This window comes from Flavobacteriales bacterium, assembly GCA_016715895.1.
Taxonomy (GTDB): Bacteria; Bacteroidota; Bacteroidia; order Flavobacteriales_F; family PHOS-HE28; genus PHOS-HE28.
The window spans coordinates 1,854,089-1,871,725 of record JADJXH010000003.1 but is presented as its reverse complement, the minus strand read 5'-3'; the positions used below and the strand labels follow the sequence as shown (position 1 = coordinate 1,871,725).

Here is a 17,637-nt window from a genome sequence, read left to right as displayed (position 1 = left end):
TGTCTTTTCGTTCATGGTTCATGGAGGACGATCGGCACTGGTGGTCCCACTTCCACGCCGGCGAGCCGGTCGATGGTATAGGTGCGCCGGTCGTTCAGGCAGCGGCAGGCCACACGGGAGCGCCGCAGGATGCCTTTCACGAACAGCTTCTCGTTGAAGCGGAAGATGGTGCGCTCCGGGATCTCCTCAAGCAGCGGGAGGACGCGCTCATCATATCGCCGCAGCACCCGGACCAGTGCCGGGTCGGAGCAGCTGCTGGCCGTGGCATCGTTCAGGTGGTCGATCAGGATGGTGCGCACATCCTCGGGCAGGACGGCCGGTGCCAGGTACGGGCGCATCAGTTCGGCGTAGGTCCGCTTCCACTCGATGCCGTGCGGGCGCACCCGGGGACCGGAGCGCTCGAAGGTGGTGTGATGGGCGAACTCATGCACCAGGGTCACCAGAAAGGCGTAGGGATTGAGGTCCCGGTTCACCGAGATGCGCGCCGGCCGGCCGGCCACGGGGGTGCGGTAGTCGCCCAGTTTCGTGGCCCGGCGCCCCGTGATCCGCACCTGCACCCGGTTGCGCTGCAGCCAGTCCAGCACCACCGGCACCGCACCCGCAGGCAGTCGTTCGCGCAGTGCTTCCGGTCCGCTCGTGGAGCTCATGCCAGGTGCCGGGGCCCGGGGCAGGGGGTCCATGCGTGGTGCCGCCAGTCCCGCGGGCCTGCGGGCGGGCGATGGTCCCACTTGGGGCAGTCGCACTTGCGACCGCGCTTGTGCCTGGTGACGTGGGGGGGGCGTGATGCGCAGGCCCCCAGCAGCGGTGCCACCAACAGGAACACCGCCAACAGGGCCGGGAACGATCGGGGTGACCGGGCACACCACATGGCCGGCAAAGGTAGGGGAACACCTCTTCGGGGCCCGGAGGCCAAGGGTGCTCGGATCAGGGGACCTATTTTCGCCTCGGGCGCATGAATATCCTCTTCCATATCGGGCGGTATCTGGAGTTCCTGGGCCATGTGTTCGGACGACCGGAACGGATGAGCCTCTATGGCCGCAGGGTCTCCGAGGAGGTCGATCAGCTCGGTGTCAAGAGCCTCGGTATCGTCGCACTCCTTTCGGTGTTCATGGGTGCGGTGATCACCATCCAGACCGCCAGCAACATCGATGCGGCCTGGATCCCGGACTATGTCGTGGGCTTCACCGCGCGACAAAGCGTGATCCTGGAGTTCAGCCCCACCATCATCTCGCTGATCCTTGCCGGCAAGGTGGGCAGCAACATCGCCGCCGAGGTCGGCACCATGCGGGTGAAGGAGCAGATCGATGCGCTCGACATCATGGGGGTGAACAGTGCCAGTTACCTCATCCTCCCCAAGATCGTGGCGGCCATGCTGATCAACCCCTTCCTCATCGTCATCAGCATGTTCCTCGGCATTTTCGGCGGTTGGGCGGTGAGCGCCCTCACCGGTGTGGTGGCCCCCAACGACTACATCCAGGGCCTCCAGTGGGATTTCGATCCCTTCACCGTCACCTATGCCCTGATCAAGACGGTCGTGTTCGCCTTCATCATCACCAGCGTGGCCGCCTATCACGGGTACCACACCCACGGAGGAGCGCTTGAAGTGGGCCGGAGCAGCACCACCGCCGTGGTGTACAGCAGCGTGGTGATCCTCATCGCCAACTACATGCTCACGCAGCTGCTGCTCATATGATCGAGGTCATCGGGCTCAGCAAGCGCTTCGGCGACGTACGTGTGCTCACGGACATCACGGCCACCTTCGCCAAGGGCGTGGTGAACCAGGTGATCGGCAAGAGCGGCAGTGGCAAAAGCGTGCTGGCCAAGTGCATCGTGGGCCTTCACCGTCCCGACCAGGGCCGCGTCCTCTACGATGGACGTCCGTTCCATGAGCTCGACATGGCCGACAAACGGACCATCCGCCAGGAGATCGGGATGCTCTTCCAGAGCGCGGCGCTGTTCGATTCGATGACCGTGCTGGACAACGTGATGTTCCCGCTGCGCATGTTCGCCAGCATGACCGTGGCCGAGATGGAGAAGCGTGCGCGCTTCTGCCTCGAACGGGTGAACATCGTGGGCAAGGACGCCCTGTTCCCGGCCGAGCTCAGCGGCGGCATGCAGAAGCGGGTCGGCATCGCCAGGGCCATCGCCATGAACCCCAAGTACCTGTTCTGCGATGAGCCCAACAGTGGGCTCGATCCCCAGACCTCCATCCTCATCGACGAGCTGATCAAGGAGATCACCGAGGAATACGGGACCACCACCATCGTGATCACCCATGACATGAACTCGGTGATCGAGACGGGGCAGAACATCCTCTTCCTGCACACCGGCCGATGCTGGTGGACCGGGGACCGCAACGCGCTGCTGGCCTCGGACAATGAGGAACTGAAGGCCTTCGTGTTCGCCAGCGAACTGATGCGGCAGGCGCGGAAAGGGCTCCTCGGTCAGGCCTGAACGCACGAAGACCCCGCCGGGGCGGGGCCTTCGCAGGGGTCGGTCAGGGATCAGCGCTGCACGGCCAGGCGGCCGTTGAACCGGCGCCCGTCCAGGTCCAGCGTCCAGGTATAGAGGCCCTGGGACAGGTCGCTCACGTCGATCATGTGCTGTTGCTCGCCGGCGCTCAGGTGACCGAGGTCGGCGGCGTGGACGAGCTCACCGGTGACCGCGTACAGTTCGACGCGCACGGGTACCGCTTGCAACAGTTCGAAGCTCAGTCGGGTCTGCTCGGTGGCGGGGTTCGGCCAGGCCAGCGGGGCACGGGCCAGAAGGCCGTTCGCCTCATCGATGCCGATCGGACCGGCAAGGATCGCCCGCACCATCGGGGTGCGTGTCACGTAGTAGAAGAAATTGCCCTGCGGGTCGTCCGGGTAGTGCACGATGCTCACCTGCGCCGCGCTGGTCCCGCTGGTGGCGAAGCCCACGACCTCGGGTCCGCCGAAGTAATGCGCCATCACCAGATAGGCGTTGCCGGCGAACAGGTCCACCGGTGCATCGAAGGTCAGGGTGATGAAGGTGCTTCCGCCCACGCTGTTCAGTTCAGAGGACAGGATCTCGTGGTCGGTCGTCTGGTCAAGGAGGATGTCGTCCGCATCGTAGATCTCCCCGGCGATGAGGGTGCCGGCCTCCGTGGTGTCGTGGATCGCGACCTGCACGCCCACCAGCTGCGCGTCGGCCACCAGATCGAACCGGTTGCCCACGCCGAACTGCTCACCGGCGAAGTCCGGGCCCTGAAGGATGAAGGACTGCACCGCCCCGTCGTCATGGGCCCAGGTGGTCGTGCTCACCTCGAACTGGTCCGTGCTCGTGTTGTTGGAAGGCACCTCGTCCGTTTCGTTCTGCGTCACCACATTATCCAGGGAATAGCTGCCCACGGTGCTCGGCGGCGTGTAGCCCGTCACCGGTACGGAGACGGTCTCGCCGGGGGCGAAGGTCAATCCACCGCCGTTCAGCACCTCGTTCGCACCGCCGGGTTCACTGACCGTGGTGGTGATCGATACCCCGGTCTGCGCCAGGTAGCCTTTGTTCTTCAGCAGGCCCGACATCTGCATGGGGCGGATCTGCGACAGTGGATAGATGCTGTAGTCCATGTTCGCCACGCCCGTGAGGTCGAAGTCGAAATCGGTCTTGGCGAAGGAGACCAGGGCCATGTCGTTGTTCGGCAGCTCGCGGATGGCGATGTTGTCCAGCTGCCAGCCATAGTCCCAAGTGGCCAGGTAGCGGAAGCGGAGCTGCACGTTGGAGGGGTTGGCGGCCACCCAGGCACTGATGTCCACATCCATCTGCTCGGGGTTCGGTCGCCCGTCACGGCCCACGCCTTCGTTGATGAGGACCTCATCCCAACTGGTGCCCCCGTCCGTGCTCACCCCGACCCACGTTTCCACGTCCGGGTCCGAGAACTCCTGGAAGTACTGGTCGAACTCCACCTTCAGGTTCGCCGGGGCCGCGCTGAGGTCGATGACCGGGCTCACAAGGCTGCTCTCGGCCTGTTGGCCCGGTGTTCCGAGGTAGTCGTCATCGATGATCGCCCAACCGCTCGGCGTGCTGGTGTTCAACGGTGGTACGGGATAGGTGCTGGCCGTGGGACCCGGGCCGCTGTTGGTCCATGCCCAATCCAGCGTTCCGATGCCGCTCACCACGGTCCATCCGTTCAGGTCGTTGTCGAACGGTTCGTTGAAGAACGCGGTGCCCTTGGGGTTGACCGTCGGTCGGACGGTCGGTGCGATCGACGGACCGTCGTGCTTCTGTTCCGGGAGTGCGGGCACCCTGCGCACGTGTTGTGCGTTCAGGAAGCCATGGGCGGCCGCCATGGCGATCAGCGCGAGTAGGGTTCTGTTCATGGTCGGGGTAGGTTCGTTGTTCAGCCAAGGTACTTGCTCGTTCCGCGCCTGGCGCTTCGATCGTTGTCGAACGTTCCGTCCACAAAAAGCGGAAGCCCGACCACAGGGCCGGGCTTCCGCAGGGATGGTCTTCGATCAATGCACCACCACCATCCGCTTGCTCAGGCGCTGCCCGGCGGCGGTGAGGGAGTAGAAGTACACGCCGTCCGTGAGGTCGGCCGTGTTGATGGTCACCCGGTGGGTGCCGGCACCGCGGTTGCCCAGGTCGTTCAGGCGGACCAGCTTGCCGCTAAGGTCGCGCACCTCGAGGGTCGTGGCGCTGGACTCCTTCAGCTCGAAGGTCACCACCGTGCTCTCATCGGCCGGGTTCGGCAGGTTCTGACCCAGGCCCACACCACCCGCGCGATCGGCCTCGGTGATGGAGACGCTCGGGTCGAAGCTCATGCGGACCATCGGCGTCGTGGTGGTGAAGTACCAATCCAGGCCGTTCGGTCCATCGAAGTAGATGAAGGAGGACTGCTCCTCGCTGACGCCGTTCTGGCCCATGCGCAGCTGGCCACCACCGAAGTGCTCGATGCAGACGATGTAGTCGCTTCCGGCATCGAGGGGCTGCGGCGTATCGAACACCAGCGGGATGAACTTGTTGCCGTTGGCGCCGTTCAGGTCGCTGGCCACGATCTCGTGCTCGGCGGTCTGGGCGATGATGGTCGTCAGGTCGCCGGCACGCAGGGTGCCGCGGATCAACAGGCCCACGGTGCCCGTACCTCCGTTCCGCAGGGCCACTTTGATGCCGTACAGGTCCGTCGCGCTGGAGATGTGGAAGCCGTTGCACAGTTCGTACGGGTCGTTGTTGCCGTTGCCGTCCTCGAAGGAGGCCACCGTTCCCAGGTCGCGTGCGTAGTCGAACTCCGCCACACCGAACGAAGCGTCACCGTCGTTGTCGTTCGGGGTGTTGTCCACCTGGCCGGAGCTGATCGTGTACGTCACATCGTAGGTGCCGGGAACGGCCGGAGGCGTGAAGTCCGGGTTCACGAAGATCGTCTGGACGTCACCGGCCGGGAAGTTGGCGATCGTCTGGTCCTGGTCCAGCACCATGGTGCCCGCACGCTCCACGAGGAAGTTGGCCGTCACGTTCGATTGATCCAGCGAGCCATTGTTCAGCACGGTCATGTTCAGGCCGACCGGGCGGAGCTGGCTGAAGGGGTAGAGCGAATAGCGCAGCGAATCGTAGGTCAGCGAGGTGGCCGGGTCCCACTGGGTCACCGCCGCGCCCGTCATGGACAGGTCGTATTCGTACAGCTCGATGATGCGCACGTCGTCCACCTGCCAGTGGTAGTGGGATGTGCCGGCCGTGGCGCCATCGAAGAAGAAGCGGATCTGCACGTTGGCCGGGTTGCCGGCGATCGCCTGGGACAGGTTCACGGAACGCACGTCGATGTCCACACCCGTGTTGGCGGTGGTGCCGTTGTTCACGTCGAAGCGGAAGGGCCAGCTGGCACCACCATCGGTGCTCACCTCCACGAAGTAGGGAGCATCACCGCAGCAGTAACGACGGGCCTGTTGGAACTCGAGCTGCACGAAGGGCGTGGCGCTGAGGTCCATGGTCGGGCTCACCAGGGAGCCTTCCCAGTTCACGAAGGTGGCGTTCGCCGTGGGGGTCTGGCCGGCCCAGGTGCAGTTGGCCGAGTCGGCCGCGTACAGCATGAAGCCATTGGCCACGCTTTCGGACTGGATGATCTCGCCTGCGGGATCGCTGTAGGCGCCGTTCGGCCCGGTGAACTGATGCACCCAGAGGTTTCCGTCCGGACCGGCCACCGTCCAGGCGCCGACTCCGTTATTGCCGGCGAGGCCATTGGCGAAGTCCTCATAGAACACCACGTCGCCGCCGGCCTTGGCCTGGCCCTGGCTCAGGGGCTTGGCACGCAGGGGCGTGGCTTCATCGGGACCGAACGTGGAACGGGCCGGCGTGTTGCGGACCCACTGGGCGCCCGCCAGCATGGCAAGGCCCATGAACGAAAGGGCTGTCGTGTATCGAGTGACCATCGGTTGAAGGGTTGTTCCGGATTAAGGACGCCCAAGGTAGCCATCCCGCTGCTTCCGCAAGCAACCCGTTCCTCAGATCGACGGAACCGTTCGGCCCTGCACCCGGGAGCAGGGCTCACCGTGTCCGTACGAACCGCGCCGTGGCCTGTGCGTCCTGTCCCTCCACGATCAGCAGGTAGGCTCCTTCGGCCAGGCCGCCCAGGGTCACAGCGGCCATCGCTCCGTCGGGGCCCTGCACCCGAACGGTCCGCCCTGTGGCGTCGAGCACCCGGATCGTCCGGATGGGCCACGGGGCCTGGATGGTCAGCAGTTCATCGTCCTGCCGAATGGCCAGTTCAGCGCGTGGGGTGGGCTCGGGCACCGAAGCTGCGACCGGGGTAAGGTGTAGGCGTACCAAGGGAGCCCGCAGCGGGTAGCTCCACGCGAGGGCGCTCAGCTCCCGCACCAAGGCCGCTCCGGGCCGGACATCCCCGCCGAGGGCAAGGCGGACCAGCCCGCTGTCCGGCACCTGTTCCACCATCGCCAGCACATCGGTGCCGCCGATCACCGGCACCGGTGCATCGAACGGCAGAAAGGACCAGCCCCAGGCCAGGCCCACCTGCACGTCGGCGTCGGTGATGCGGATGGTGTCCGTGCTCGCGATGGGCTGCAGGTCCGTGTTCAAGAGGTGTCCGATCACCCAAGCGCCCACCTCGGTCCCTGCGTCCAGGCGTACACCAAGGCCATGCACCTGATCGTCCGCCTGGATCTCGTAGCGGCATCCGGCCATATAGCCCGCGCCACCGGCATCGAGACCCGCCAGTGTGGACCCTGTGCGCTGCGCGTAGGCGCCGTCACCATCCGCCCATCCCGCCGCCGTAAGGGTGCGTTGCACGGATCCGGTCTCGTCGCCCGGCACGTCCTCCGACCCCCCCGTGGCGACCGTGGCCGTGGCCATGAGCACACCTGGACCCGTCGGCGTCCAGTCCGTTCGCACCACCACCGTGTCCGCGTCGTTCGCCGCCAGCAGCACAAGGGTGTCGCTCCACCATTGTCCCTGCGGGCCTCCGTTGAGCGCAAGGGACACGCTGGCGTGGGCTCCGAAAAGGGGCAGGTGGCCCTTGTTGCGCAGCACCACCGTGAAGGCAGGGGACGCTGCCTGGGTCACCGGAACCTCCGCCGGGTCCAGTCCGACCGCAGCGCTGCTGAAGGGAGAGGAGCGCAGGTCGCCGAACGAGAGGAACTCCAGCGCCAGGTCATGCGCGGCACGGCCCCGGACGCATACATCGTCCAAGGCCAGGCCTGACGCCCAGCCACCGCGGTCGGTCCAGTGGAACCGCAACCGTGCCGCCGGAGCTCCGTCGGCGGCCGAAAGGTCCACCGTGCGGAACTGCCAAGCGTTACCGGCCCCGAGGTCGGCCACCCGGGTCCAGGAGCTGCCATCGAGGGTCAGTTCCACCCATGCGCTATCCCCGCCGAACGCACCATCCAGGAAGAACCGGAAGGTGAGCACCGTTCGATCCGCGGTGCTCAGGTCGATGGCCGGAGTGGTCAGTTGAGCGCTGTCCAGGTCGCAGTCGCAGGGTGGTGCATCATCATTCGCCATGATGAAGCGGTTGTCCACCGGTCCATCGGGCACGGGGAAGTAGCCCGAGGCGTTGGCCTCGGTGGCGGTGCCCACGCGCCAGGCCGGGACGAACTCACCCGTGCCCGCACCGTTCGCGTCGATGCGCTCCACATCCGGTCCGATGTCCCATCCTGACGGCAGCGTCGGAGCGCTGAAGTCCTCGCTGAGCACGCACACCTGCCCCCGAGCATCCGTGGAGGTCAGGGTGAGCAGGAGGAGGCCGAAGAGGGCCCGGAAGGGCGGAGTACCGGGCAGGGGGCGGCGCGTCATGGCCGCCAAAGATAGCCCGGTGCAACGCACGAAGCCCCCGTCATCCGGGGGCTTCGCCGCTCACGACCGGTCCGGTCACCGCGCCCCGTTGCGCACGATGCGGATCGTGGACCGTCGCTCGCCATCGATGAGGGTGAACGCATGCACCCCGGGTGCCAGCTCCCCCGCGGGCAGTTCGATCGCGTGCGCCCCCGGGGCCAGTCGGCCTGCATCGCCCGATCGCACCAGGCGGCCGACCGCATCATGCAGTTCCCAGCGCACCGGCGACGCCACGGGCAGTTCGAACCTGATCGTCGTGCGGTCGTCGAACAGGCTGGGTGCCGCCACGAGCCCGAGCCTCCGGGCCGGGTCATCGGCCACGCCCGCCGCGGGATCGAAGTTCATCCGCACCATCGGGGTCACCGTCACATAGAACCACTGCCCGCTGCCGCCGTCGAAGATCAACGAGCTCTGTGGCGCGCTCGTGCCGCTGGTGGCCGTCCATACCTCCTCGGTGCCCCCATAGTGCGTCACCGCCACGAAGTAGTCGTTATCCGCGTCCAGCGGCATGGGTGCGACCAGGGGCAGGGTGATGAACTCATGCTGGCCCTGGAGGTTCAGCTCGCTGGCGAGCACCTCGTGCTCCTCGGTGCTCATGAGCAGTTCCAACTCCTCATCATAGAGCGATGCGGAGATGAGCGTACCCGGGTCGGTGCGCGCGCTCAGGGCCACCTCGATCGCGTACAGCGTGTGGTCGGACGAACGGATGTGATACCAGTTCCCCAGTTCGTAGGGGTCGGTGCCGTTGTCGCGGTCGCCCTGCATGGCGTTCTCGTCCCGCGCGAAGCGGTCCACCTGCACCTCGAAGCGCATCACCTTCCCGTTGTCGTCCGGCAGGGCTTCGGGCTCGTCCTGCACCACGGAGAGCTGGAGCAGGTAGGTGCCCAGCGCGGCCACCGGGGTGTAGCCCGTGATGTACAGGCTGTCCACCGCACCCGGCGATAGCGTGATCGGCGCGCTGTAGAGGATCACGTCGTTGGTGCCGGGGCCGTCGATGTCGGCCTTCAGCCGTACGTTGGTCTGTGGCTGTGACCCGTTGTTGATCGCAACGGCCTTGAACTTCAGTTCCCGCAGTTCATCGATCGGGTAGATGGAGTAGGGAAGGCCGTCGAAGTCGGGCTCATCGGGGCTCCAGTCGGCATAGGTGGCCGAGATCAGCCGGAGGTCGTTCGCCTCCACCGTCAGCAGGGCGATGTCATCCACCTGCCAGCTGTAGGTGAAGCCCTCGAAGCTGAGCCAGTGGAAGCGGATCCGGATGTCGCCCGAGCCGCCATTGAGCGCGCTGCTGATGTTCAACACCACCGTCTCGCTCACGGGTGAGCCGGGCGTGCTCTGGTTGCCCGGCACATCACCGTTCACCGGGAACACGGTCCAGTCGCTTCCACCATCGCTGCTCACCTCCACCTGCGTGATATCGTTGTTCAGCTGGCGGAAGCTCTGCTCGAAGCGCAGGAGCATGAAGGGGACCGTGTCCAGCCCGGTGATCGGGGGCGAGGTGATCGTCGTGTTCTCGGCCACCCCCGCCGTGCCCTGTTCATCCGAATCCGCCACGATCCAGGACCCGCCCGGATATCCGGTGGTGCTCTGCAGCGGACCGGGCGTGAACCCGCCCGTGTTCCCGGTGCTGGTCAATTGCCACGACACCGCCCCGGTCTGGGTGTTCACCGTCCAGCCGCCCAGGCCGTTCTCGAAGTCCTCCGACCAGAGCACCGCAGCGGCCGACCGTTCAGCCGTCAGCGCTTCCGGTGGTTCATGTCCATGCGCCGGGGCCATGGGTGCCCGGGTGTTCCAGCACGACGGCATCTGCTGCACGGGTTCCTGGGCAAGCACCATCGTGCTGGCCAGGCAAAGAAGAATGGAGTTCACAGGGTTCCGCATCGGCGTTGGGGCCGGCGATCGGACGCTGACCCGGGCCGAAGCTGCATCCACGAAGCAGGGTAACGAAAGGCCTTTGTGACGGACCCGGAGCCTCTCCGCGAACGGTTGGTGCGGGCACAGACCATCGAAGGTCGCTGTCCCAGGAATGCGAACGCACCACCGGTTGAGCAGTGGTGCGTTCCAGGGTGAACGGTTGCCCGACCTCAGGCCTCCGTGGTCGCGTACTCCTCCACCGGCGGGCAGGTGCACACCAGGTTGCGGTCGCCATAAGCGTTGTCCACGCGGCTCACCGTGGGCCAGTACTTCCAGTAACGGTTCACGCTCACCGGGAAGGCGGCCTTCTCGCGGCCGTAAACGTGGCTCCAGGTGTCGGCACAGACCTCGTCACTGGTGTGCGGGGCCATCTTCAACACGTTGTCCGCCTTGTCGGCCTTGCCGCTCTCGATCTCGGCGATCTCGTGGCGGATGCCGATCATGGCCTCGATGAAGCGGTCCAGTTCGGGCTTCGCTTCGCTCTCGGTGGGCTCCACCATCAGCGTGCCCGCCACCGGGAAGCTCACCGTGGGCGCGTGGAAACCGTAGTCCATCAGGCGCTTGGCGATGTCCTCCACCTCCACACCGGCGGTGCGCTTGAACTCGCGGCAGTCCAGGATCATCTCGTGCGCCACCATGCCCTGGTCGCCCACGTAGAGGATCGGGTAGTGCTTTTCCAGCTTCGCCTTGATGTAATTGGCGTTGAGGATGGCGTAGCGCGTGGCGTCGGTGAGGCCGTTGCCGCCGAGCATCTTGCTGTAGCCGTAGCTGATCAGCAGGATCAGCGCGCTGCCCCAGGGCGCCGCGCTCACGGCGGGGATCGCCTTCTCACCACCGGTCTTCACCAACGGATGGCCGGGCAGGAAGGGCTTCAGCTTGTCGTTCACGCAGATCGGGCCCATGCCGGGACCACCGCCGCCGTGCGGGATGGCGAAGGTCTTGTGCAGGTTGAGGTGGCACACGTCGGCGCCGATCTCGCCCGGGCTGGTGAGGCCCACCTGCGCGTTCATGTTGGCGCCGTCCATGTACACCAGGCCGCCGTTCGCGTGGATGGTGCCGGTGACCTCCTTGATCGCGGCCTCGTACACGCCGTGCGTGCTGGGGTAGGTCACCATCAGGCAGCTCAGGGTGTCCTTGTACTGTTCGGCCTTGGCCTTCAGGTCGGCCACATCGATCTGGCCGTCCTCGGTGGCCTTCACCACCACCACCTGCATGCCGGCCATCACCGCGCTGGCGGGATTGGTGCCGTGCGCGCTGCTGGGGATCAGGGCGATGTTCCGGTGCTTGTCGCCACGGGCCTCGTGGTAGGCGCGGATCACCATCAGGCCGGCGTACTCACCTTGTGCTCCGCTGTTGGGCTGCAGGCTCACGGCGCTGAAGCCGGTGGCCTTGGCCAGGATGTCGCTCAGCTCGCGGAACAGCTCCTGGTAGCCCTCGGTCTGGTCCACCGGCGCGAACGGATGGAGCGCGTTCCACTCAGGCCAGCTCAGCGGCATCAGCGTGCTGGCGGCGTTCAGCTTCATGGTGCACGAGCCCAGCGGGATCATGCCGTGCATCAGGCTGAAGTCCTTGTTCTCAAGCTTCTTGATGTAACGCTGCAGCTCCAGCTCGGTGTGGTGCGTGTTGAACACCGGGTGGGTGAGGATGGGGCTGGTGCGCTGCAGGTCGGCGGGTACGGCCATGCTGGCCCCGTTGCCGCTGAGCGCCGGAGCGGGCTTGCCCACGGCCTCGGCCAGGGCGGCCACCACGTCGCTCGCATCGGTCAGGCGCACCGTCTCGTCGAGCGCGATGCTCACGTTGCTGCCGTCGTAGCGGAAGTTGATGCCCCGCTTCTCGGCCGCGGCGCGCACCTTGTTCACATCGGCACCGCTGAGGGTGATGGTGTCGAAGAAGCTGCCGTTGGCCACGGTGTAGCCCAGTGCCTTCGCGGCCTCGGCCACGCTGCGGGTGTGGGCATGCACGTTGGCGGCGATGCGCTTCAGGCCATCTGGACCGTGGTACACGCCGTACATGCCGGCCATCACGGCGAGCAGGGCCTGCGCGGTGCAGATGTTGCTGGTGGCCTTGTCGCGGCGGATGTGCTGCTCACGCGTCTGCAGGGCCATGCGCAGGCCGCGACGGCCGCGGCGGTCCTGGCTCACGCCGATGATGCGGCCGGGGATCAGGCGCTTGTATTCCTCCGTGGTGCAGAAGAACGCGGCGTGCGGGCCACCGTAGCCCATGGGCACCCCGAAGCGTTGGCTGTTGCCCACGCACACGTCGGCGCCCCACTCGCCCGGAGGCGTCAGCAGCACCAACGAGAGCAGGTCGGCGCACACGGCGGTCTTCACGCCGGCCGCCTTGGCCTTCGCCACGATGGCGCGGTGGTCGTTCACGCTGCCATCGAGGGCGGGGTACTGCAGCGCGATGCCGAAGTAGCCGTCGGCAGGGTCGATCGCGTTCACGTCGCCGACCACCAGTTCCACGCCGATGGGTGCGCAGCGGGTGCGCAGCACGTCGATGTTCTGAGGAATGAGGCCCTTGTCGGCGAAGAACTTGTGGGCGTTGGCCAGTTCCTTCGGACGCGCCGCATACAGCATGTGCATGGCCTCGGCGATGGCGGTGGCCTCATCGAGCAGGCTGGCGTTGGCGATGGGCAGGCCGGTGAGGTCGCTGCACATCGTCTGGAAGTTGAGCAGCGCCTCCAGGCGGCCCTGCGCGATCTCGGCCTGGTAGGGCGTGTAAGCCGTGTACCATCCGGGATTCTCGAAGATGTTGCGCAGGATCGGCGGCGGGGTCACCGTGCCGCTGAAGCCCAGGCCGATGTAGCTGCGGAACACCTTGTTCTTCGCGCCCAGCGCCTTCATGTGGTCCAGGTGCTGGCGTTCGGTGAGGGCCTCGCCCGTGGCCAACGGATGCGCGGAGCGGATGCCCTGAGGCACGGTGCGCTGGATGAGCTCTTCGAGCGATGACACGCCAATGGCGTTCAGCATGGCCTGGGTGTCGGTGGCATGAGGCCCGATGTGGCGCTCGTGGTAGGTGACGGTGTTCATGGGGTGGCCTGAAGGCGCGGCGAATATACGGACCGGCTGAAGGCCGATCGGGGCGCTCATTCCCAGCAACAACGCGGCCGGCGCGATGTTCGGCACGGCCTATCTTTGGCCGCTTCCGATGCGATCCACCTGGCTTCTTCCATTGCTCCTTTGCGCGGGGATCCAGGCTCAGGACCGTATCCTCCTCATGAACGGCCAGACGATCGATGGCCGGGTGCTCGGGCAGAGCACCTTGGAGATCCGGTACCAGGTGCCCAAGGGTGCGCGCCTCATCGAACGCAGTGAACCCACCGAGAGCGTGTTCAGCGTCACCGACAGCCTGGGCCGTGAACGCGTCTGGTACTTCATGGACACGGTGTTCGGCAACGACTACAGCGTGGACCAGATGCGCTGGATCATCAAGGGCGAACAGGATGCACGCGATGGCTACCGCCCGCTGTGGCCCATGATCGGCGGTTTCGTCTTCGGCGCGGGCACCGTGCTCGCGCTCGATCTGGAGGTCATGTCCCTGCTGCTGCCCCCGATCTACGCCGGTGCGATGGTGCTGCCCCGGGTCCATGTCACCCGCGGATCCATCCGCGACCCGTTGATGGAGGGCGATCCCTTTTACGCCACCGGCTATGCCAGCACGGGCCGCACCAAGCGGGTCCTGCGCACGCTGTACACCACGCTCGCCGGTGTGGCCGTCGGGCTGGCCGTGCGCCAACTGGTGATCAACCCCAACATGGACCGCTGAGGCCGATGGACGCGGGCCTGCGCGACCCCCTGCTCCGCGTGTTGATCCATGGCCATGTGTGGCTCGCGTGCGGGGCCGCGGCACAGACCTGGTCCATGCAGCACCTGATGGGCTTGTCCGGATGGCGGGCCCCAGCGGTGGCCGCGCTGGCCACCTTCGCCGGATATGCGTTCATGCGATCGGCACGCGCGGGTCATCCCACCCTGGGGCTGTCGCCGCAGCTGCAATGGACCTCCACGCATCGCACGGTCCTGCTCGGTGCCGCGATGATGGCCGCCCTCGCCGCCCTGGTCGTGGCCGCGCACCACCTGTTCGACCTGGTCCTGCGCAGCGCGCCGGTCGCCCTGGCCGTGCTCCTCTATGTGGTGCCCGCCCCCTGGGTGCGGGGGCGCACGGTGGGCCTGCGTCGGGTGCCGCTGCTCAAGGCCTTCCTGATCGCGGCCTGCTGGGCCTGGACCACCGTTCACCTGCCCCTGCTCTTCGCGCCAGCGGACCGACCCCCGCAGGGTGCCGGTTGGTTGTTCGCCATGCAGATGTGCTTCTTCCTGTCCCTCGCCCTGGTGTTCGACCTCCGCGACCGCGTGATCGATCGGGATGTCGTGCTCACGGTACCGCAGCTCCTGGGGTCGGCTGGAACACGCGTCCTCGCCGTGCTCCTGATGCTCTATCCGGCCGCCGTGTTCGCCTCGCTGGCGTTCGTGGGGCATGCGCTGAGCCCGGTGGGCGCGTCCTCCAGCTGGCCGCCGGACATGGTGCTGACGGCCCTCGCCTACCTGGCCGTGGCAGTGCTCGTGGCGCGGAGCACGGCGGAGCGGGGCCCGCTCCATTTCGGCCTGGTCCTGGACGGTGCGCTCCTTCTGCCGCCGCTCGCACAGGCCCTGGCCTCGATGCCCTGAGCGACGATCGTCAGCCCGGGGTGATCGGGCGGACCTACTTTTGGCGGCATCCATGCCGTTCGAGGACAGCTTTTCCTTCGCACAAGCGCGCGATGCCGCCGATCCACTGCGTGCATTCCGGTCCGAGTTCCACTTCCCGCAGCACGAAGGCAGGGATGTGCTCTACTTCACCGGCAACTCCCTTGGGCTGCAACCACGGGCCGCCGCAGCCGCCTTGAAGCAGGAGCTGGTCGATTGGGCCCGCTTCGGGGTGGAGGGGCACTTCCAGGCGAAACACCCCTGGTACAGCTACCATGAGGAGCTCACGCCATCGCTGGCGCGCCTTGTGGGAGCCCTGCCGGAAGAGGTGGTGGCCATGAACCAGCTCACCAGCAACCTGCATTTCCTGTTGGTGAGCTTCTACCGACCCAGCGGGAAGCGGAGGAAGATCCTCACCGAAACGCGGCCCTTCCCCAGCGATACCTACGCCTTCGCTTCGCAGATCGCCTTCCACGGTGGTGACCCGGAGACCGACCTGATCGAGGTGCGACCCCGCGCCGGTGAGCACACCCTGCGCACGGAGGACATCATCGCCCAGATCAACGAGCTGGGGGAGCAGCTCGCGCTCGTCTGCTTCGGCGGGGTGAACTTCTACACCGGGCAGGCCTTCGACATGGCCGCCATCACCCAGGCCGCGCATGCGGTCGGGGCCGTCGCGGGCTTCGACCTGGCGCACGCCGCCGGCAACCTTCACGTGAAGCTGCACGACTGGAACGTGGACTTCGCCTGCTGGTGCAGCTACAAATACCTCAACAGCGGTCCGGGCAGCGTGGCCGGGGCTTTCGTGCACCAAAGGCATCTCGGCAAGGACCTTCCGCTGTTCGCGGGCTGGTGGGGCCATGACAAGGCCGAGCGCTTCAAGATGGAGCGCACCTTCAAGCCCATGCCCACCGCCGAGGCCTGGCAGGTGAGCAATGCACCGGTGTTGAGCATGGCCGTGCACCGCGTGGCGCTGGAGCAGTTCGACCGGGCGGGCATCGCCAGCCTGCGCGCCAAGAGCGAACAATTGACCGCCTACCTCGCGTTCATCATCGCCGGGGTGGAGCGCGCCATCGGCACCCGGCTGGAAGTGATCACCCCGAACGATGCCGCGCAGCGCGGCTGTCAGTTGAGCATTCTGGCCCACGGCCATGGCAAGGCCCTGTTCAACCGCATCACTGAGCGCGGCGTGATCGCCGACTGGCGCGAGCCGAACGTGATCCGCGTGGCGCCGGTGCCCTTGTACAATTCGTTCGAGGACGTGTGGCGCTTCGGACAGATACTGACCGAATGCCTTGCCGCCAAGCACTGATCCCGCTACAGGGAACCTGTGGCGTTGACCCAATAGGTCGATTTATTGCATGTTGACATGAAGAACATCACCATCGTCGGCGGCGGTCTGGTCGGCAGCTTGCTGGCCGTGTTCCTCGCGAAGCGCGGTCACCGCATCAACGTCTTCGAGCGTCGCGGCGATCCGCGCAGGACCAATGTGTACGCCGGGCGCAGCATCAACCTGGTGGTGAGCCACCGCGGGTGGACGGCCCTGCGTGCGGCGGGTGTGCACCAGGCCGTGGAGCGCATCGTGGTGCCGGTGCATGCGCGCATGACGCACGACCGCGACGGCAAGCTCACGCGGCTGCCGTACAGCATCGATGAACGGGCCATCCACAGCGTGAGCCGGGCCGAGCTGAACAAGGTGCTGCTCTCCGAGGCCCAGGCCCTGCCCAACGTCCATCTGCATTTCAACCACCAGTGCGTGGAGGTCGACCTGGACCATGCGCGCTGCAGCTTCCGCAACGACATCACCGGTTCGGTGGCCAGCATCAAGGCCGATGTGGTCTTCGGAGCCGACGGGGCCCCGAGCGCCGTGCGCCAGGCCATGATGAAGGGACGGTTCACGTTCAGCCAGACCTACATCGAGCACGACTACAAGGAGATCGCCTTTCCGCCCAACGCCGACGGCACACCGCGGATGGACCCCAACTGCCTGCACATCTGGCCGCGCCGCCTCTTCATGATGATGGGTCTTGCGAACCAGGATGGCGGCTTCACCGGCACGCTCTTCATGCCGCACGAGGGCGAGTATTCCTTCGATACCATCAAGGACGAGCAGGACCTGATGCGCTTCTTCGAGGCCCACTTCCAGGACGCCATCCCCATGCTGCCCGACCTTGCGGAGCAGTACTTCCGCAACCCCCAGAGCAGCCTGGCCATCATCCGCTGTTCGCCATGGACGCACACCGACAAGGTGGCGCTCATCGGTGACGCGGCCCACGCCATCGTGCCCTTCTATGGCGAGGGGATGAACGCCGGCTACGAGGATTGCAAGGTGCTGAACGACCTGCTGAACGCGCATGGCGACGACAACTGGGCCACCGTGCTCGATGCCTATCACCGGGCCCGCAAGCCGAACGGCGATGCCATCGCCGACCTCAGCCTGCGCAACTTCGTGGAGATGCGCGACCTGGTGGCCGATCCGCGGTTCATCCTCCGCAAGAGGATCGAAGGACGCCTGCAGGCCCGCCACCCGGACAAATGGCTGCCGCTCTACAGCCAGGTGAAGTTCAGCGACATCGCTTACATCGACGCGTGGAACGAGGGGCTGCGCCATGACCGCATCATGGAGCAGGTGCTCGCCATGCCCGATATTGAAAAGCGATGGGAGAGCGAGGCGGTGGAGAAGAGGGCGCTGGAACTGCTGGAAGGGTGAGCGGGTCGGTGCCGTCCGCACAGGTCACCGTTGACACTT

General features: G+C 66.2%; 12 protein-coding genes. 6 read left to right on the top strand and 6 right to left on the bottom strand.

The genetic code is table 11. The annotated features are described in order from the left end of the window. Positions 1–11: 11 nt before the first annotated feature. On the bottom strand, positions 12–647 hold the full coding sequence (locus IPM49_08110; protein MBK9274488.1) for a SprT-like domain-containing protein: 636 nt from the start codon (positions 645–647) through the stop codon (positions 12–14). A 305-nt stretch (positions 648–952) separates the two neighbouring features. Here IPM49_08110 and IPM49_08105 point away from each other — a divergent pair, with 305 nt between their 5' ends. Together IPM49_08105 and IPM49_08100 are read left to right on the top strand one after the other, a co-directional pair. Continuing rightward, positions 953–1,693: an ABC transporter permease gene (locus IPM49_08105; GenBank protein ID MBK9274487.1), complete on the top strand. Its 741-nt coding sequence runs from the start codon at positions 953–955 to the stop codon at positions 1,691–1,693. Beyond that, positions 1,690–2,454, top strand: a complete 765-nt coding sequence (locus IPM49_08100) for an ATP-binding cassette domain-containing protein (GenBank protein ID MBK9274486.1) — start codon at positions 1,690–1,692, stop codon at positions 2,452–2,454. The genes IPM49_08105 and IPM49_08100 overlap by 4 nt, the downstream gene beginning before the upstream one ends. Before the next feature lie 50 nt (positions 2,455–2,504). On the opposite strand, the gene IPM49_08095 is transcribed toward IPM49_08100, so the two are convergent. From IPM49_08095 to gcvP, 5 genes are all read right to left on the bottom strand, one after another. Beyond that, the gene (locus tag IPM49_08095) at positions 2,505–4,337 is read right to left on the bottom strand and encodes a T9SS type A sorting domain-containing protein (protein MBK9274485.1); all 1,833 of its coding nucleotides are present in this window, start codon (positions 4,335–4,337) and stop codon (positions 2,505–2,507) included. A gap of 135 nt (positions 4,338–4,472) precedes the next feature. Further along, on the bottom strand, positions 4,473–6,347 hold the full coding sequence (locus tag IPM49_08090) for a T9SS type A sorting domain-containing protein (protein MBK9274484.1): 1,875 nt from the start codon (positions 6,345–6,347) through the stop codon (positions 4,473–4,475). Positions 6,348–6,495: 148 nt separating this feature from the next. Then, the gene (locus IPM49_08085) at positions 6,496–8,256 is read right to left on the bottom strand and encodes a hypothetical protein (GenBank protein ID MBK9274483.1); all 1,761 of its coding nucleotides are present in this window, start codon (positions 8,254–8,256) and stop codon (positions 6,496–6,498) included. Between the two features lie 75 nt (positions 8,257–8,331). Next, the gene (locus IPM49_08080) at positions 8,332–10,173 is read right to left on the bottom strand and encodes a hypothetical protein (GenBank protein MBK9274482.1); all 1,842 of its coding nucleotides are present in this window, start codon (positions 10,171–10,173) and stop codon (positions 8,332–8,334) included. A gap of 203 nt (positions 10,174–10,376) precedes the next feature. Continuing rightward, positions 10,377–13,238: an aminomethyl-transferring glycine dehydrogenase gene (gene gcvP / locus IPM49_08075; protein ID MBK9274481.1), complete on the bottom strand. Its 2,862-nt coding sequence runs from the start codon at positions 13,236–13,238 to the stop codon at positions 10,377–10,379. Positions 13,239–13,425: 187 nt separating this feature from the next. Here gcvP and IPM49_08070 point away from each other — a divergent pair, with 187 nt between their 5' ends. The 4 genes from IPM49_08070 to IPM49_08055 are packed head-to-tail and all read left to right on the top strand — an operon-like array spanning position 13,426 to position 17,598. Next, entirely contained in the window at positions 13,426–13,974 is a 549-nt protein-coding gene (locus IPM49_08070) for a hypothetical protein (protein MBK9274480.1), read from the top strand. 5 nt (positions 13,975–13,979) lie between these two features. Next, positions 13,980–14,870, top strand: coding sequence for a hypothetical protein (locus IPM49_08065; protein ID MBK9274479.1), 891 nt, complete (start codon positions 13,980–13,982; stop codon positions 14,868–14,870). Positions 14,871–14,922: 52 nt separating this feature from the next. Continuing rightward, a complete protein-coding gene (kynU, locus tag IPM49_08060; protein ID MBK9274478.1) occupies positions 14,923–16,200 on the top strand; it encodes a kynureninase in 1,278 nt (425 codons plus the stop codon). A 57-nt stretch (positions 16,201–16,257) separates the two neighbouring features. Then, positions 16,258–17,598, top strand: coding sequence for an FAD-dependent monooxygenase (locus IPM49_08055; GenBank protein ID MBK9274477.1), 1,341 nt, complete (start codon positions 16,258–16,260; stop codon positions 17,596–17,598). The last annotated feature ends 39 nt before the right edge of the window (positions 17,599–17,637 follow it).

Bases quoted from the DNA above. Each gene is read 5' to 3' on its own strand.
- IPM49_08110 (MBK9274488.1), bottom strand. From the start codon at position 647: ATGAGCTCCACGAGCGGACCGGAAGCACTGCGCGAACGACTGCCTGCG.
- IPM49_08105 (MBK9274487.1), top strand. From the start codon at position 953: ATGAATATCCTCTTCCATATCGGGCGGTATCTGGAGTTCCTGGGCCAT.
- IPM49_08100 (MBK9274486.1), top strand. From the start codon at position 1,690: ATGATCGAGGTCATCGGGCTCAGCAAGCGCTTCGGCGACGTACGTGTG.
- IPM49_08095 (MBK9274485.1), bottom strand. From the start codon at position 4,337: ATGAACAGAACCCTACTCGCGCTGATCGCCATGGCGGCCGCCCATGGC.
- IPM49_08090 (MBK9274484.1), bottom strand. From the start codon at position 6,347: ATGGGCCTTGCCATGCTGGCGGGCGCCCAGTGGGTCCGCAACACGCCG.
- IPM49_08085 (MBK9274483.1), bottom strand. From the start codon at position 8,256: ATGACGCGCCGCCCCCTGCCCGGTACTCCGCCCTTCCGGGCCCTCTTC.
- IPM49_08080 (MBK9274482.1), bottom strand. From the start codon at position 10,173: ATGCGGAACCCTGTGAACTCCATTCTTCTTTGCCTGGCCAGCACGATG.
- gcvP (MBK9274481.1), bottom strand. From the start codon at position 13,238: ATGAACACCGTCACCTACCACGAGCGCCACATCGGGCCTCATGCCACC.
- IPM49_08070 (MBK9274480.1), top strand. From the start codon at position 13,426: ATGAACGGCCAGACGATCGATGGCCGGGTGCTCGGGCAGAGCACCTTG.
- IPM49_08065 (MBK9274479.1), top strand. From the start codon at position 13,980: ATGGACGCGGGCCTGCGCGACCCCCTGCTCCGCGTGTTGATCCATGGC.
- kynU (MBK9274478.1), top strand. From the start codon at position 14,923: ATGCCGTTCGAGGACAGCTTTTCCTTCGCACAAGCGCGCGATGCCGCC.
- IPM49_08055 (MBK9274477.1), top strand. From the start codon at position 16,258: ATGAAGAACATCACCATCGTCGGCGGCGGTCTGGTCGGCAGCTTGCTG.